This is a genomic window from Methanomassiliicoccales archaeon, assembly GCA_013415865.1.
Classification (GTDB): Archaea; Thermoplasmatota; Thermoplasmata; order Methanomassiliicoccales; family UBA472; genus MVRC01.
The window spans coordinates 1,478,134-1,494,768 of sequence record CP058896.1; the positions used below are offsets into that span (position 1 = coordinate 1,478,134).

The 16,635-nt window shown below is 49.6% G+C and carries 18 protein-coding genes and 1 tRNA gene; 9 read left to right on the forward strand and 10 right to left on the reverse strand.

Going from position 1 to position 16,635, the window contains the following annotated elements; translation table 11 throughout:
- Window positions 1-30: 30 nt before the first annotated feature.
- A complete protein-coding gene (locus tag HPY73_07465) occupies window positions 31-1,101 on the reverse strand; it encodes an ABC transporter substrate-binding protein (GenBank protein ID QLH75289.1) in 1,071 nt (356 codons plus the stop codon).
- Between the two features lie 132 nt (window positions 1,102-1,233).
- Here HPY73_07465 and HPY73_07470 point away from each other — a divergent pair, with 132 nt between their 5' ends.
- The 3 genes from HPY73_07470 to HPY73_07480 all read left to right on the forward strand — a co-directional run bounded on the left by HPY73_07470 (window position 1,234) and on the right by HPY73_07480 (window position 3,323).
- Entirely contained in the window at window positions 1,234-1,788 is a 555-nt protein-coding gene (locus HPY73_07470) for an HD domain-containing protein (protein QLH75290.1), read from the forward strand.
- Between the two features lie 52 nt (window positions 1,789-1,840).
- Window positions 1,841-2,167, forward strand: a complete 327-nt coding sequence (locus HPY73_07475) for a hypothetical protein (protein QLH75291.1) — start codon at window positions 1,841-1,843, stop codon at window positions 2,165-2,167.
- A gap of 76 nt (window positions 2,168-2,243) precedes the next feature.
- Complete coding sequence (locus HPY73_07480) at window positions 2,244-3,323, forward strand: acetoin utilization protein AcuC (protein ID QLH75292.1); 1,080 nt, start codon at window positions 2,244-2,246, stop codon at window positions 3,321-3,323.
- Here the strand turns inward: HPY73_07480 and HPY73_07485 are convergent, their stop codons facing one another.
- From HPY73_07485 to HPY73_07495, 3 genes are all read right to left on the reverse strand, one after another.
- Entirely contained in the window at window positions 3,324-3,944 is a 621-nt protein-coding gene (locus HPY73_07485; protein ID QLH75293.1) for a hypothetical protein, read from the reverse strand.
- Window position 3,945: 1 nt separating this feature from the next.
- The gene (locus tag HPY73_07490) at window positions 3,946-4,587 is read right to left on the reverse strand and encodes a MarR family transcriptional regulator (protein ID QLH75294.1); all 642 of its coding nucleotides are present in this window, start codon (window positions 4,585-4,587) and stop codon (window positions 3,946-3,948) included.
- 118 nt (window positions 4,588-4,705) lie between these two features.
- A tRNA-Asp gene (locus HPY73_07495) sits at window positions 4,706-4,781 on the reverse strand.
- Between the two features lie 160 nt (window positions 4,782-4,941).
- Here HPY73_07495 and HPY73_07500 point away from each other — a divergent pair.
- A complete protein-coding gene (locus HPY73_07500; protein ID QLH75723.1) occupies window positions 4,942-5,772 on the forward strand; it encodes a CBS domain-containing protein in 831 nt (276 codons plus the stop codon).
- Window positions 5,773-5,848: 76 nt separating this feature from the next.
- Here the strand turns inward: HPY73_07500 and ppsA are convergent, their stop codons facing one another.
- Window positions 5,849-8,161, reverse strand: coding sequence for a phosphoenolpyruvate synthase (ppsA, locus tag HPY73_07505; GenBank protein ID QLH75295.1), 2,313 nt, complete (start codon window positions 8,159-8,161; stop codon window positions 5,849-5,851).
- Window positions 8,162-8,503: 342 nt separating this feature from the next.
- Between ppsA and HPY73_07510 the strand changes: the two genes are divergently transcribed.
- The 4 genes from HPY73_07510 to HPY73_07525 are packed head-to-tail and all read left to right on the forward strand — an operon-like array spanning window position 8,504 to window position 11,485.
- A complete protein-coding gene (locus tag HPY73_07510) occupies window positions 8,504-9,100 on the forward strand; it encodes a 2-oxoacid:acceptor oxidoreductase family protein (GenBank protein ID QLH75724.1) in 597 nt (198 codons plus the stop codon).
- On the forward strand, window positions 9,100-9,381 hold the full coding sequence (locus tag HPY73_07515; protein QLH75296.1) for a 4Fe-4S binding protein: 282 nt from the start codon (window positions 9,100-9,102) through the stop codon (window positions 9,379-9,381). The genes HPY73_07510 and HPY73_07515 overlap by 1 nt, the downstream gene beginning before the upstream one ends.
- The gene (porA, locus tag HPY73_07520) at window positions 9,381-10,544 is read left to right on the forward strand and encodes a pyruvate ferredoxin oxidoreductase (protein QLH75297.1); all 1,164 of its coding nucleotides are present in this window, start codon (window positions 9,381-9,383) and stop codon (window positions 10,542-10,544) included. The genes HPY73_07515 and porA overlap by 1 nt, the downstream gene beginning before the upstream one ends.
- Window positions 10,541-11,485 carry a pyruvate ferredoxin oxidoreductase gene (locus tag HPY73_07525; GenBank protein ID QLH75298.1) on the forward strand — a complete coding sequence of 315 codons (945 nt, stop codon included), beginning with the start codon at window positions 10,541-10,543 and terminating at the stop codon, window positions 11,483-11,485. The genes porA and HPY73_07525 overlap by 4 nt, the downstream gene beginning before the upstream one ends.
- A gap of 36 nt (window positions 11,486-11,521) precedes the next feature.
- Here HPY73_07525 and HPY73_07530 read toward each other — a convergent pair whose 3' ends face one another.
- The 5 genes from HPY73_07530 to HPY73_07550 all read right to left on the reverse strand — a co-directional run bounded on the left by HPY73_07530 (window position 11,522) and on the right by HPY73_07550 (window position 15,825).
- Window positions 11,522-12,232: a radical SAM protein gene (locus HPY73_07530; protein ID QLH75299.1), complete on the reverse strand. Its 711-nt coding sequence runs from the start codon at window positions 12,230-12,232 to the stop codon at window positions 11,522-11,524.
- Between the two features lie 186 nt (window positions 12,233-12,418).
- On the reverse strand, window positions 12,419-12,649 hold the full coding sequence (locus HPY73_07535) for a HypC/HybG/HupF family hydrogenase formation chaperone (GenBank protein ID QLH75300.1): 231 nt from the start codon (window positions 12,647-12,649) through the stop codon (window positions 12,419-12,421).
- A gap of 11 nt (window positions 12,650-12,660) precedes the next feature.
- On the reverse strand, window positions 12,661-13,035 hold the full coding sequence (locus tag HPY73_07540; protein QLH75725.1) for a nascent polypeptide-associated complex protein: 375 nt from the start codon (window positions 13,033-13,035) through the stop codon (window positions 12,661-12,663).
- A 108-nt stretch (window positions 13,036-13,143) separates the two neighbouring features.
- A complete protein-coding gene (gene glnA / locus HPY73_07545) occupies window positions 13,144-14,487 on the reverse strand; it encodes a type I glutamate--ammonia ligase (protein ID QLH75301.1) in 1,344 nt (447 codons plus the stop codon).
- A gap of 144 nt (window positions 14,488-14,631) precedes the next feature.
- The gene (locus HPY73_07550) at window positions 14,632-15,825 is read right to left on the reverse strand and encodes an alanyl-tRNA editing protein (protein ID QLH75302.1); all 1,194 of its coding nucleotides are present in this window, start codon (window positions 15,823-15,825) and stop codon (window positions 14,632-14,634) included.
- Window positions 15,826-15,985: 160 nt separating this feature from the next.
- On the opposite strand from HPY73_07550, the gene HPY73_07555 reads away from it, so the two are divergent.
- Window positions 15,986-16,459, forward strand: a complete 474-nt coding sequence (locus HPY73_07555; protein ID QLH75303.1) for an Lrp/AsnC family transcriptional regulator — start codon at window positions 15,986-15,988, stop codon at window positions 16,457-16,459.
- The last annotated feature ends 176 nt before the right edge of the window (window positions 16,460-16,635 follow it).

Genomic DNA, 16,635 nt, shown 5'->3' on the forward strand with positions numbered 1-16,635 from the left:
AAAATGGTTTACTGGCGAAGGGCATTGCCTTCACCTCTTTCTTAATACGAACAAAGTTGCGACGGCCACTATGGCCACTCCTATACCGACCCCTACATACAGGACCATATCGTCACTCTCCGTGTTATCCGCCTGCACAGGTATCTCACCTGTGAAATATTCTGGATAGAACAGATTGGCAATGGCCCACAGACCGGTCATCGCATCTGGGCAATATGAGTTCCAGGTCTTGTTCAGCTTATAGACGACGATATCATCATCGCCTATAAGGCTCTTGAACTCATCAGCCGTGCCTGTATAATATCCATCTAGGAGGACAAACTCAGGCTCGAGCTGCAGGATCGCCGTGAAATCGGCCGAATAGGTAGGGACGGCCTTGGAGGTGTCATTGGCAACGTTGAATCCCCCGGCGGCGTTGATGAAATCGACAGTTATCGACCCACCATTACCAAGCTTTAGAATGTTCGAGCTATAGCTGGCATACAGTGCCCTCACTTTCTCCGATGTTTCGTTTATACCATTCTCCTCAAGGGTCTCGGCAATGTAGGTCTTGACATAGGCCATTTGGTCCGATACATCATGCTCAGCACCGACCACGGTCTCTATGTCCTTCACGACCTGGACGACCCCGTCATAGGACGTCGGATAGAAGGTCATCACTTTAAAGCCATACCCTTCAAGTTCTGTCCAGAGCTGGCTAAGATAACCGTAACCATATCCGAATATCACATCCGTCGTCTTGTTCCATTCCCCATCGTCCACAAGTTTGAGCATATTTTGGATGACAGCGTCCTTGTTGCTGTTACTGACCGTGATGAACTTTTCAGATGATACGTTCTTGACCTCCATTATCCCGCTCTTCTCATAGGCAGAGGTCGCATCGAAGATGACAGCCTTATCGAGCTTCCCGATATCGACCAGGGTTTTGGTCGCAAAGGCCCCGAAAGCGGCCACATGGGTAGCTGGACCTGGTAGCACGATGGTCACGCCGCGCGAGTCTTTTATGACGATGTCGTGGCTCTCTTCCGCCGCAGTTATCGGTATCGTCCCTGTCAAAAGGGCCAATATTGCACAAATCGCTAGTATCTTCTTAGGTGTCATGGTCATACCTGTAAGAAGAAACAATCAGTTATGCCATTGCATTATTTAACGATATTGAGATTTTCCTTTTGTGCCTCTTCCCTTTGATTCATCGACGACATTTTATCAGACACCGCCCCCTTACTTCTGCCGATGAGGATGAACAGGAGCGAATCATTATCGTTGGTCAGGGAACACGTGAAAAAGGAGGGCAACGTCAAGCACATGGTAGGTGTGGGGGCGGTCATGCACCATCTCGCTGAGAGATTGGGCGAAGACCCCGAGCTATGGGAGGTCGTTGGGATATTGCACGATATAGACTTTGAGATCTGTAAGGGAGCAGACGATCATACCCTGAAGGCCAAGGAGATTTTGGAGGGCAGGGTCGATGACGGCATCATCGAGACCATTATGGCGCACAACCATGAACATACAAATATCATGGTCGATACCAAGATAAAGAAGGCGCTGATCGCCAGCGACGCCGTCTCTGGACTTATCGTAGCATGCGCCCTGGTCATGCCCAGTAAAAAATTGGCGGACGTGAGGCCCGAGTCCCTGATCAAGAAATTTAATTCAAAGGATTTTGCCAAAGGGGTCTCGAGGGAGAGGATCATGATGTGCAACGAACTAGAGGTCCCATTGGAGGATTTCTTAAAGATCGCTTTGGAGGGGATGAGGTCCCGGTCTGAGGAGCTTGGTCTCTAAGAGGGCCTTCGTTCATTATTTCTACCAACAACGCCTCTTCATCGTGATATAAATGGTGACCAAGGTCAGGCTGAATACACCGATCTGCGATCATGGGACCGAGATAATCGCAAGGGCCATCGGAAGCGATACTTTGGTCGAGATCAGGTCAGATTGCAGATCCGTCCAGACGTATGCAGATAGGCTTGGAAGGGTCAGCATGGATGATATAATGGACCTAAAAGGCTCGAAGATCATAGAACTTGCCAGCGATGTTGGCCTTACATCCACCTGTCTGGTGCCCGTCGCAGTTTATAATGCCTGTTGGGTCGAACATGGGATGATCTCGAGGAATCTAGCTCTTGCAAAGGAGAGATTATGCATCGAGTTCATCGAGTGAACGGTCCATTCTGCTTCCATCTCTTAGGTAACCGTTATCTAATCCCGCTCTCATCTGGATAAGGAGAATGAACTGAATGTCTGGTAGGACCGCGTTCTTCTACTCGGATACGATGCTCAAGTATTACTTCGGACCCGAACATCCGTTCCAGCCGATAAGATACCGGCGCATCTTCGATACCCTGACCGAGATCGGGGCCTTTGGTCCTAACCTGGTCCATCTAGACCCACCGATGGGCACCAGGGAATCGTTGAGGCTCGTTCATACTGACGAATACATCAATAGGATCGAAGAGGTCTGTCAAAGAGGGACTGGTTACCTAGATGGAGGAGATACGCCAATAACCGAGACACTTTTTGAGGGGGCCCTTGCTGTTACAGGCGCGACCGTTGCCTGCGTAGAGGCGGTCGAGAGCGGGGAGTTCCAACACGCCATGAATCCAGCCGGGGGCATGCACCATGCAATGCCCGAAAGGGCCTCGGGCTTCTGCGTGTTCAATGATACGGCGATAGCTGCCAGGACAGCTCAAAAGAAATATGGGACCAAACGGATCGCGATCATCGACATCGATGCCCATCACGGTGACGGTACCCAGGAGATATTTTACAATGAGGCCGTGCTCAAGATATCTTTCCACAGGTTTGGACAATATTTCTATCCCAGGACCGGTGGGAGGGAGGACATCGGAAAGGGGAAAGGGAGGGGATATAACATAAACGTCCCTTTGCCCGGAGGAACACAGGACGACGTCTATCTTCGTGCATATGACAAGGTCGTCAAGGCCGCGCTGGACGCCTATAGACCTGAACTGATAATACACCAGTTCGGCACGGACGCCCATTTCGGTGACTGCTTGGTCGACCTGGGCCTTACCACAAAGGCCTATGAGAGGATCGCGGAGATGACCCACGACCTCGCCCACAAGCATAGTGATGGCAACTATGTCGTGACGGGAGGAGGGGGCTACAACATCGAGGCGGTGAGGAGGACCTGGGCCATCGTGGCTTGCACGGTATCGGGCGCCTATCCGTATGACCCAGAGGCCCTACATCATCTACAGGACTCTCAGATAAACCAGAGGTCCAATTATCATAGGGAAGAGGTAGAAGAGGTCGTCGATTATATCCTGAGGGAGGTCATCCCCCTTATCAAATGATCATCGTGCCTTTTCAGTTCTGTCGATCCAGTCTCTTACCGTCTCACCCTCTTTCGTCAAGACCATCTTACCGACCCCCTCCTCGAACTTGATGAGGCCCAAGGTCTTAAGAGCTAGGAGCGCAGACTTAAGCTCGGTATCCTTCTTTGAGGAGGGGTCGATCCTTGAAGGCTCTATTCCGCTCCCTACGATCTTCAGTGCCTCCTTTTGCCTTGATGTCAGCCGTTCGCCGATCGTGACGTTCTTTAGCACAGGGAGTTTCATCACCTTTTCATCGACATAATATGATACAACTCCTTCATTGAACGCTGCCAGCAGGGCCGCATCGCTCAGCAATGGAAGCCCTCCGCTTATGTTCATTTGGACTTCGTTGCCTTTGCTTCTCAGTTCACGGATCAGAGCGATCATCGTCTCGAAGCTCTTCGCAAAATTGAAGACATCGATGGTTATGGTGCGCACAGGGGTCCTGAGAGCGTTACAAATCTCGACAAGCCTCAGATAAGCGTCCAGCTGGGTATTGTCAACGCCGGTGACGATTATCATCTCATCATGATTTATGGATCGCATGGCGTCGATGATCTTCCGGTCATCGAAGCCGAAGGTACAAATCAGCGAGCGCATCTCATCGCCTCAACAGGAGCTCCATCGATTCATCAGCTCTGATCACTTTTTCCCTACTGTCATCTTTTTTTGTTTCCAGGCGCACAGCTCCCTTTTCCAATAAATTCTTAATGTGATGGTTTATCGTCGCCTTGTGCATCCTGAGCTCCTTTGACAGATCCGCTTGTGTCAATTCCCGGTCCTTGTTCGCCAGCAAATGATCGAGAAGCTTCTTCTGCACATCGGTCAGCATGTCAGAGTATCTTATCTGGAGCATCGGAAGAGGAATTTCTTCCATAGTATTATCATGGACATAGACGGCATTCAGACCTTCCAGCGTACAGACGAGCAATGCAGAGGCGCTCATTATCCTCGTCCCGCCAGCGATATTGAAGACCCATATGTTGTCCCCGGCCCCTCTGATCTCTAAGATCTCATCTTGAATGGCCCTTGCGACCATAATGAAATCATATGCGTTCGGGATCTCCCTGTCCACGAACTTCACGCTCATGGCCTCACATAACGCACAGACCTCGGTCGCAGCACCCCTTGACCTCTCATGATCACTATGGAAAACCACCACTTTATCCAGGCTTTTCGTGGACCTTATCGTCGGTATTAGCGTCTCTGGTCGGAATCCTAGCGTTCCCAAAACGACTACCATTTTTCCCCCTACGGGATAATCATGAGCTCAGTTAATTGATTTTGTTCAGACGGTATCAAAAAATATAATATCGTAGAAATTCGAGACACATACAACAAAAACATACAAATGGACATTGTGGCGCCCTGGTCGGGATTTGAACCCGAGTCGAAGCCTCGACAGGGCTTCATGATAGGCCGCTACACTACCAGGGCAGTTGCTTTTCACCCCAACATGATTCTGATATATATGACTTAAGGTTTTGAAAGAAAAAAACAGTCCCCCTATCATTGACCGTAGGTCATCCAGAAAGGTATTTATCTACACCCTGCTTCAACATAATGCCCCTAGCGCCCGGGGCGAGCGATGGTAAGGATGGTCGAGAGGAAACCAAAGGTCGAGGACTATATGGTGAGGGACGTTCAGTATATCCCCTGCAACTACACAGTGAAACAGGCGATCGAGCGGTTGATCTCGACCGAGTTCCATGGGATGCCAGTATGTGATGATGGGATCCTTGTTGGCTTCATCACGTCCAAAGAGCTCCTCAGGGCAGCAAACAGACCTGATGACCTGGTGTTCGACATCATGAGGAAGGGAACGTACACGGTAACTCCGGAGATGGACCTTGATGATGCGGCCAGGATATTGTTCAGATACGGACTGAGGAATGTACCAGTCATTGATCCGGAAGGGCGCCTGATCGGTATAATTTCAAATCTGGATATCGTAAGGTCGCATATCGAAAGAGCGACACCGAACAAAGTGGCGATGATCAAGAACTTCCTAGAGGCAAAGCATGGCATAACCATTACGGTCAGACGGAGGGTGATACCAGTCGAGGCCTTGAGGCCCACCCAGCATGAAGTATATGCCGACGAGCTCCTGGGTAGGAAGGAGGAGATCAAACGGGGACTGGTGGAGCCTTTGATAGTCATAGATAAAGGCAAATATTTTGTTCTTGTAGACGGTCATCATCGAGCATTGGCATCGAAGCAGATGGGCGTGCGTCAATTTTCCGCCTTCGTACTTGAATTGAGCAAGGACATCGACCTTGGGATGGAGAAGGTCGCGGATGAGCTTGGACTGAGGACCTTGGACGATGTCAGGATCATCGAGGGTTCTCATCACCCTCTGGTTGAAATAACTACAAGGCTGTTGAAGGATGAAAAGAAAAAGATAGAGGACAGGGTCAACGGTCATTGAGGTCATCAAAGGAAATACATTATGAATAATTATATATCATTATTATAAAAATTATAAAAATATTATAAAAAGGATTTTAAAGGTTCTTCCTGGCACCCTCGAGCAATATACGCTGTTCTGCTGATGCGATGATGGAGATCGTATCGATCACCGAGTCGGGGTTGAGGCTTATCGTGTCGATCCCTGCCTTAACTAGGAACTCGGAGAACTCAGGGTATACAGAAGGTGCCTGGCCGCATATTCCGACCGTCCTCCCCTTCTTATGCGCGGCGTCTATCAGGATCTTGATGGCCCTTTTGATCGCCTCGTTCCTCTCATCGAAGTAGCCCATCTTGCCGAGCACCTCGGAGTCCCGGTCCGCCCCCATCGTCAACTGCGTCAGATCGTTACTTCCGATGCTGAAACCGTCGCACCAATCAGAGAACTCCTCGGCCATGAATATATTGCATGGGATCTCCGCCATCAGATATAATTTGAAATCGCGGTTGCGCTCCAGTCCGACATCCGACATAATGGCCGTTATCTTCTTCAGCTCTTCGATCGTCCTAACGAATGGAAGCATGATGTGGACGTTCTTGAGACCCATCTCCTCCCGGACCTTCTTTATCGCTTTCAGCTCCTGTTTGAAAGCCTCTTTGTAGGAATCAGACACATACCTCGAGCAACCTCTCCAGCCGATCATTGGGTTCTGCTCTTTCGGCTCATACTTCTCGCCGCCCTTCATGTCCCTGTATTCATTTGTTTTGAAATCCGAGGTCCGAAGGATCACGGGCCTTGGATAGAACTCCTTTGCCACCATCGCGATCCCGTCGGCGAGCTTATCGACAAGCTCTTGCTGCCTCCCTTTTTCAATAAGGGCACATGGATGCTCTTGGATATATGATGTGAACAAGAACTCTATGCGCATGAGGCCGACCCCAGACACAGGGAGCTTGGCATACTCTGCCGCCTTGTGTGGTACTCCTATATTGACATAGATCTTCGTTCCGGTCACTGGCACGGCCCTTCCCACCGGGACCACGACCTTTTCCTTTTTCTCCTCCACAGGTTTTTCCTCAGCGCCCTCAAAGACGACCCCTGTGCTTCCATCGACGGTGACGATAGTGCCATCCTTCACCTTGTGCGTAATATCGCCCGTACCGACGATGCAAGGGATGCCCAGCTCCCTCGCGACAATTGCTGCATGGCATGTCATCCCACCCTCGTCCGTGATGATGGCCGAAGCCCTTGTCATCGCTGGGACCATGTCCGGTGATGTCATGACGGTGACCATGACATCACCGTTCTTGACAACCTCAAGGTTCATCTCGTCCGAGACTATCTTCACAGCTCCACTGGCCTTGCCTGGACTTGCTGCAAGACCCTTGGCAATTATCTTGAGCCCTTTTTTCAGCTCGGCCTCATCTTTTTGTTTGGGGGCTTTCCCCCCGTTCCCCTTCAATGTCGTGACAGGCCTGGCCTGGACGATGAAAAACTCCCCATCCTCATAACACCATTCTATGTCCATTGGCTTATCGTAATGAACCTCGATCTCATTCCCGATCCTGGCAAGGTCCAGGATTTGCTCGTCGTTGAGCTTTTGCTCGTTCCAAAGCTTCTCTGGAATGTTCTCTTTGACAGTATCCCCGACCTTCCCCCTCACATATTTCCAGGTCTGCTTGGACACCTTCTTACTGATCAGCTTATTATGGAACTTATCGACCACGTAGGTGTCTGGTGTTACCTTTCCCCCGACAATGGCCTCCCCAAGTCCATATCCCGCTTCTATGATGATGTGTGGCATCTCTGAGTTAGGGTCGACCGTGAACATTATGCCAGAGACCTCAGAGTTAACCATCTTTTGGACCACTACGGCCAACTTTACCTTCGAATGCTCGAAACCCTTGCTCACGCGATATGATATCGCGCGAGGGGTGAAGAGCGAGGACCAGCATTTCTTGACCTTGTCGATCAGCTCATCTTCAGAGTGCACATTGAGATACGTGTCCTGTTGACCAGCGAAGCTGGCCGTGGGCAAATCTTCAGCTGTCGCACTGGACCTGACCGCCACAAGTCCGGGCTTCTTCCCCTTCCACATCTTTTGATAACTTGTCCTTATCTCCGAGACCAGGTCATCCGGTATCGGCACTTCCTCGAAGAGCCTCCGTATTGCTTGCGATGCATTCTGTAAGGAGCTCTCAGAGCTAACATCCACCTGGTCCATTATCTCATGGACCTTCTTCTCGATCCCGCTTGTCTGCAGAAAATAATCATATGATTCTGTTGTCAGAACAAATCCTGGAGGCACATTGAACCCGGCAGTAACAAGCTCGCCCAGGTTGGCCCCCTTGCCACCAGCGATCGGGATATCGTCCTTGCTCAGTTCAGAGATCTCAACTATCCTGTTCATCCATCCATCTCCCCATCTGAATCGGTCCCCAAGACAATTGCGACATCCATTGGGGGGCCCTGTTTCCCAATTTGCACGATAGTAAATAAGCTTTCTTGATTTGTAGTTACATATTTTTGTTGTTGCTCAATCAGTATGATTATCTATCTGGTGATAGTGACCAATATTATATTGATAGGACAGTTCATGGTTCAATGCTAGCCTTTGTCAGGCAAGGTCGCAGAAATAATCCGAATTCACAGGCGCTCATCATAAAATGTTATCTTATCCCCATTATTTCTATTGTTATTCGTAAAATATGTTAAAAAATTCGTAAAGAAATTAATGGAAATATTATATATGATGACCTTTTTCTGGTTGGATATACGGTGGATTCCTTTGACCACGATAGAAATACGTTGGCATGGAAGAGGCGGCCAGGGCGTTGTTACTGCGAACGAGCTCTTGGCTGGTGCCGCGCTCAAGGAAGGTAAATACATCAAGGCCTTCCCTGAGTTCGGTCCTGAGCGCATGGGCGCCCCCATCAGGGCGTTCACAAGATTATCGGACACCCCGATCCAGGTCCATAGTCAGGTCTATTATCCCGATATGGTCGTCGTGATCGATCCCACGCTCTTGAAGCAAACAAGCATAATGGAGGGGTTGAAGGAAGAAGGGATGCTTGTGGCGAATTTCGCAGATGGGAAGGATAAACTGTCGAAGATTGTTGGAAAAGAAAAGAACGTTCATGCCGTCAATGCAACGGCGATCGCAATGGAAGAGATCGGAAGGCCGACCACAAACACGGCCATGCTAGGGGCCGTCGTAAAGGTCCTAAACTATGTGCGCCTTGAATCTGTCCTAGAGGAGCTGGAGGCCAAGTTCTCGGGCAAGTTCTCAAAAGAGGTGGTGGCGAAGAACATCAAGGCGGTTCGGCGAGCCTATGAGGAGGTGGACTGATGTCTGAGAAGAGGTCCAAGGAGCTCCCACCAGGGGCGATGATCATCGAGGCAGGTAACGCCAGGAATTATGAGACAGGCAGCTGGAGGTCTTCAAGGCCGATCGTTGACAAGGAGAAGTGTACGGATTGTCTGATCTGTTGGATCTATTGCCCTGACAACAGTATCATCGTCGAGGGTGAGAAGATGAAGGGGTTCAAGCTGACGCATTGCAAAGGATGCGGGATATGTGCTAACCAGTGCCCAGCTAAAGCAATAACGATGAAAGAGGAGGGAGCGTAATGGCAGAGCAACTTGTATGCAACGGCGACCAGGCGATAGCGTATTCATGGAAACAGGTCAACCCTGACGTCGTGGCGGCCTATCCAATAACGCCCCAGACGATAATCGTCGAAAATTTTTCGGAGTTCGTCGCGAATGGCGAGGTCAGTACAGAATATGTCTGTGCTGAATCAGAACATAGTGCGATGTCGATATGCATCGGCTCTTCGGCAGCGGGGGCCAGGGTCGCCACTGCGACCGCCTCAGCAGGGCTTGCTTTCATGTGGGAGGTACTTTGGATAGCATCTGCTATGAGGTTGCCGATAGTGATGTCTGTTGCGAACAGGGCCCTCAGCGGTCCGATTAACATCCATTGCGACCATTCTGATGCCATGGGCGCTAGAGATGCAGGGTGGGTCCAGTTGTTCGGAGAAAATGTCCAAGAGGCCTATGATGACTCTTTGATGTCTTTCAAGATAGCAGAGAACATGAAGGTCAGGCTCCCCGTCATGAACTGCATCGATGGGTTCATTATAACACATGCGCTCGAGAAGTTCCTTCCGATGGAGGATGATGAGGTCAAGAGATATGTTGGAGAGTTCAAACCGATCAGGCCATTACTGGATTGGAAGAACCCGACCACATACGGACCGTTCACTGGTACGGACTATTACTTCGAGCACAAATATCAGATCGTCGAGGCCATGAGAGAGGCGAAAAACGTCGTAAAGGACACCTTACAGGAGTTCGGGCGCCTCACTGGTAGGAAGTATGACATGATAGAGGGTTATCATCTAGAGGATGCTGATTATGTGGTAATGGCGATAGGCTCCACAGCTGGGACCTTGAGGTATGTTGTCGACCAATTGCGGGCAGAAGGGAAAAAGGTCGGGTCTCTAAAATTACGTCTGTTCCGCCCGTTCCCATCGGCCGAGGTCGCCAAGGCTCTTGAGGGCAAGAAGGCGGTGGCTATCATGGACAGGGCGATCAGCATGGGCTCTACTGGACCGATGTTCCCGGAGGTCTGCGCGTCGCTCTACAACTCTAAGGACAGGCCTAGGCTTTGCAACTACATCTACGGCCTGGGAGGAAGGGATGTGAGGCCACAGGAGCTTGCTGGCGTCTTCGATCAGTTGATAAATGGCACGTGTAAGGAAATGAACTTCATGGGGGTGCGGATATGAGCGTCTCATTGAAAGAGCTCTCGAAATTGGAACCCAGGTATACCGAGGGTCACAGACTTTGCGCCGGATGCGCAGAGCCGATCATCGCACGACAGGTGCTTATGGCGACCAACAAGCCCATCGTCGTGTCGAATGCGACCGGATGCTTCGAGGTATCGTCAACGGTCTATCCATTCACGTCTTGGACAGTTCCTTGGATACATAGCGCCTTCGAGAACGCAGCCCCCACAATAACAGGCGTGGAGTCCGCATACGTAGCATTGAAGAGGAAAGGAAAGATAACCGATGACATACGCTTCGTGTCGTTCGGTGGGGACGGTGCTACCTACGATATCGGTTTTCAGGCGCTGTCAGGGGCGATAGAGAGAGGGCACAGGTTCATGTACGTTTGCCTGAACAACGAAGCATATATGAACACCGGCATCCAGAGATCAGGTGCTACTGGAAGGGGGGCCCAGACGACAACCTGCCCTGCGGGCTCCTGCATTCCAGGGAAGAGGGAGTACCCGAAAGACCTGACAAGGATCGTCATAGCTCATGACATCCCGTACGCGGCCCAAGCATCCCCCCATAATTATAGGGACCTTATGGAGAAGGCGAGAAAAGGTTTCGATGCAAATGGACCAGCGTTCCTCAACGTCATCGCCCCTTGCCCGAGAGGCTGGAGACACGATTCATCCAAGACCGTGGAGATGGCAAAGCTCGCTGTCGAGACGTGCGTCTGGCCATTATATGAATATGAGAATGGGAAATATTCATTGACGGGTGAGAGCAAGAGGATAGCGGAGGGAGCGAAGGAGAAGAGGCCCGTCTCAGACTGGCTCAAGGCGCAGGGAAGATTTGGGCACCTCATGAAACCTCAATGGTCGTCCATCGCGGAAGAGATACAACACAACATCGACAAGAGATGGAACGAATTGTTGAAGCTATGCCAGATCTAAACCATTTATCAAACATTCTTTTATTATTCTTGAATATCAATCGATATCATCATCGAAGATCGTCCTTACTTTGAAGGACCTGAAATATCTGGAAAGATCTATGATATCCCTTTTGGTCAGGTCCTGACCTTCGATCTTGATCGGAGTGGACAGATACACCATCTCCACACCGATATCCTCACATGTCCTTGCGATCTCCTCTGCCTGATACATGTTCGCCTGTACAAAAGTGACCTGGACCCGTATATCGCACCTGTTCTCTGCCTTGACCTTTATTGCCCCTTTGACGATATCATCGAACCTGATGGAGCTGTGGGGCCTGTTCATCAAATAGAAACCTTTTTCATCGGACGCATCTAGCTTGACGATAACGACATCAAAGTCCTCGAGCTCGTCCATGACATCTTTTCTTTGCAACATCGAGCCGTTCGTGATGACGCATATCGGGACATCGGTCAATGCCCGCAATGATCTGGCCATCATACCTAGGTTCCTTGCTAAAAAAGGCTCACCAGTCCCACGGATCTCGACCGCGTCGACATCTTCTTCATTCAAGATCTCTCTGGCCTCTTCGACGACCTGTTTCTCGTCTACGAACCTGCAACGGTCCGTGATCATCATCCCACCATGTCCCAACCTACAATAGACGCACTTAAGGTTACAGACCTTGGGCTGCCTACATATCGGGTCCACACCTAAGGCAGCACCTACACGCCAAGACCTGATCGGACCATAAACTGACTTCATCCCCTCACCATCTCAATGATATTTTCTGAGGGCACCAGTCCACAAGTGATCCCTATCACCGGTCGCTCAAACGGCATCACATGATCGTCGGGAATAGGGCAACGCCTCAAGCATATACCTTTCGCAGCTCGACCAATAAGAAATGTGATAAAAGGTCGCTGGTCGAGCGTGTATGGTCGCATTTCATCATGCTGGTTCTTGCGACGATTGTCCTAGCATCTCTTCCCAGAGCTTTATCGTTTCTTTCGCTTCCTCCTCATCGACGACCTGGATGGCGAAGCCGGCATGGATTATAACATAGCTTCCCACCTTGGCATCCACCATCGATATGTTCGTCTCACGGATGACGCCCCCAAAATCTACCTGGGCGTTCTTCCCTTCAATTGAAACGATCTTTCCAGGAACCGCTAAGCACATGTTCTCAGACCTCAAGATGACATCAATTTTAATATGGCCTCGGCAGGCTGACCTTCAGCAGCTTTGAGCGCCTCGATGGCCCTCTCCCGCGAGCAACCGGTCTGTCCCATCACAAGCTCCACATCCTCCTCAGGGATCTCGGCCCTTTCGGGTTTTGCATCGACTATAGAACTCTTGGCCCTCTCATTAACCTCTCCGACGATCTGGAACGTCTTTTGTCCTTGCATGGTCATTATAGAGACCTGGGGATTCGAGATGACCATCTCAGAGCCTTTTCTTTTTATGACCACTTCTTCGACATCATTCAGCTCTTCGGCCGAAATCCCTAGGCGCTTCATCGCCTGCTTCATCTGCCTGGGGTTAACCCTTCCCATTCCTGGCATCATGACGGTCATGGAGTGATTATTCCCAATATATATAGCATTTTCAAAGCACCACGTTGTACCGGAATAATAAAAATGAAACCGTTAAATGGTTTGAACCAAGGTAATCCCTTAAAGGGCCTGAAGATAACGGTCGATCTCCCAATCGGATACCCACTTCCTATAATCGTCCCATTCCTGCCCCTTGATGTATAGGTAGTTGTTCATGATGTGGTCTCCAAGGCATTCTCTCATGACCTTGCTCTTGGCCAGGCACTCCAATGCCTCTCCAAGGTTCATAGGCAGGCTCTCGATGCCATACTTCTTTCTCTCATCCTTGCTCATATGGTAGATATCCTTCTCCACCGGTTCAGGAGGTTTAATATTGGACCTTATACCATCAAGGCCTGCAGCGAGCATGACGGCGAACTGCAGGTAGGGATTTCCTGCCGGGTCCGGGTTCCTGAGCTCGACCCTCGTCCTGCCGCCTCTACCGGCAGGTACGCGGACCAGAGCACTCCTATTCATATTGGCCCAGGATATATAGCAGGGAGCTTCGTATCCTGGGACCAGGCGCTTGTATGAATTGACATAGGAGGCCAGGATCGCACAGTTGTCCCTTGCGTGCGCCAGCAGTCCGCCGATGTATTTCATCGCTATGTTGCTAAGCCCGAACTCACCGTTCGGGTCATCGAAGGCGTTCTTTTCCTTTGACGCCAATGATTGATGTACGTGCATCCCCGACCCAGATATACCATATATCGGCTTGGGCATGAAGGTGGCATGCATTCCATACTGCATCGCTATCGTCTTAATACCATATTTCAGGGTCAGGACACGGTCTGCCATCGTCAGCGCATCCTGATACCTCATGTCGACCTCAACCTGTCCAGGTGCCACCTCGTGATGTGATGCCTCCATCTCATACTGAAGTTCATCGAACATCAGCATGATGTGCTTCCTCGCCATCTCGCCCGCGTCCATAGGCATCAGATCGAAATAACCGCCAGTATCCGCCGGTTTCCTTATGGCCTTTCCATTTTCATCCACGGGGAAAAGGAAGAACTCGAACTCTGGACCGACATTGAAATTATAGCCCATCTCTTTGACCTTTGCCACCATCTTCTCGAGGACCCATCTAGGGTCGCCTTTGAACCTGTTACCGCTGTGGTCAAAAATTGTGCACATGAACCTTGCGGTCTTCATGTTGTCATCCATTGTCCATGGATATATCTGGAAAGAATCCAGTATCGGCTTTGCCCTCATATCCGATTCTTCTATCGTGGCATATCCAAGGATAGATGAGCCATCGATGAAAACACCGTCATCGATGACGCTCTCGATCCTGCTGGTAGGGATCGTTACGCTTTTCACAGTTCCCAAAATATCGGAGAACTGCATCTCGATGAACTTTACGTTCTCTTTTTTTACCCTCGAGAGGATGTTCTCTTTCAATTCATACTCGTTTAGCGCCATGAATGCATAGAAAAACAGATTACTAAAAATACCTTTGCATTCAATACATTCATCTAATAATATTTTTAATAATGTACAATCATCTAATAAAATTTCATTATTATGTACGAATAAAGCACCACCCCTTACAAAACGTCGGTGAGATTAGACGTTTGTCTCGCTGAGCGCTCTCTTAACGTTCTCAAGGACATCCTCGACCTTTGCTCCGGATTCGATAGCGCCCGTCGCAAATGTGCTATTCCCCCCACCTTTACCTCCGAGAGGTTCCAAACATTTTTTAAGTATAATGTTTGCATCCTTGCCCGACCGTTTTCCAGACGCGATCACAATTGTCGTCCTCTCGCCCCTATCAAGAAGTATGCAGACCGACCTTCCGTCCTGCACCTTTTTCGTAGCTTCCTCGGATAATGTTCTTCTGTCGGCACCCCTTGATATCATATGATATACTGGCACACCACCGATAATCTCTGGTTCAAGGTCCTCGACCGCTTGTTTAACATAGGACCTCAAAGCATCCTTTGCCATGGTCGCTTCAGTTCTAAGGTTCTCAAGGGCGCTCACCACGTCCTCTGGGCCAGATCCAAGGATGGCTGCAGACTTCAGTGCTATCGTCTTAAAGCTCAAGGCCTTTTGTACCGCTATGGGACCTACATCGAACTCTATCTCGAAGTCACCTTGAGGTTTTGCCGAAACCAGCCTTTCAACGAGGAGCATCCCTATCTCAGAAGTGTTTTTAACATGTATCCCAGAGCAAGCGGCGAGATCGACATCACCGATCCTTATCAGTCTGATCTTATCACCATATATCCTTTCCAACTTTACCCTGGCATCCAAGACCTTCGGGTCGTCCCTGTTTACAATCTCCTCTTTGATGTTAAGACCTGACGCTATTGCACTGTTGACAAATTTTTCCGCTTCCGACACTATGTCCAGATTCAATTCTCCTCTCACTATGAGGCTCTTCTTCGCAGGAGTTATTGATATTTTGACGAGCTCAAGGTCAGGGACCAACCTGTTCAATGCCGAGAAAAGGAGATGTTCACCGGTGTGCGCTCTCATCAGGTCCAATCGACGCTCCATGTCCACAGTGCCCTGCACCTCCTGACCGATTGTAAAAGCGTTGCCAGGCACCTTATGCAAAACGACCCCGTCCTTCTGCCGCACCTCGACGACAGGGCATCCCTGGAGCATTCCGGAATCTGGGTCTTGACCGCCGCCACCAGGATAAAAGGCAGTCCTATCGAGTATGACAAGGTCGCCATCAACATCAATGACCTTTGCGAAGAATTGCGACGTGTAGGCCTCCTTCTCATAGACCTTCTCGGTGTGAGAGCTCATCGGACATTTGTATCCCGGAACATAATGAAAAATGATTCCATATCGTGGTGAGTTTATTAACTCAAACAAATAGATAAATGTATGACTAATCGATACCTCACAAGACATATATCTATCAATCTATTGCCTGTAAGGTGGGCCATAAGTTGGAGGGATACCAATGATCGATGAACTGGACAAAAAGATAGTACAAGAGATCTGTAAATCTAGCCAAGGTTCTTACAGGCAGATCGCGAAGCGCCTGGGAATACATCCGACAACATTGATCCAGAGGATCAAGCATTTAGAGGAACAGGGCGTCATAAAAGGATACAGGGCGAACGTTGACTATATGAAGCTGGGCTATGAGTTCATGGCCATTGTTCACATATATGTCGAGGGAGACCTGATGGAGGTCGAAAAGAAGGTCATGCAGCTATCGAACGTAGTTGCTGTGTTTGATGTGACCGGTGAATGCGACTCGATCGCATGGGTGGCTTGCAGGAGCAGAGAGGAGTTCAGCTCAGTTGTCAAGGGAATGTTGACCATCCCTGGTGTAAAGAAGACCAATACCTATGTCATCCTTAATATGATAAAGGACCCCTTCAAGTTCTTGCCAGATTTCTCAGAGACCGTCCATGACGGGTCTGATTGATATCGAGCAGTGGCGTTCCTCGGCACATTTACCGCTTTCCTGATGTCGAGTTGACAATAAGGTGTATTATAATGAAATATCTGACATATTGTCAAATAATATGCCGTACATTGAATTATATGCGCTCAATGTCGGGGCCAAGCTGGAAAAGGGTTTAATATCCTCTCTCCATTAGC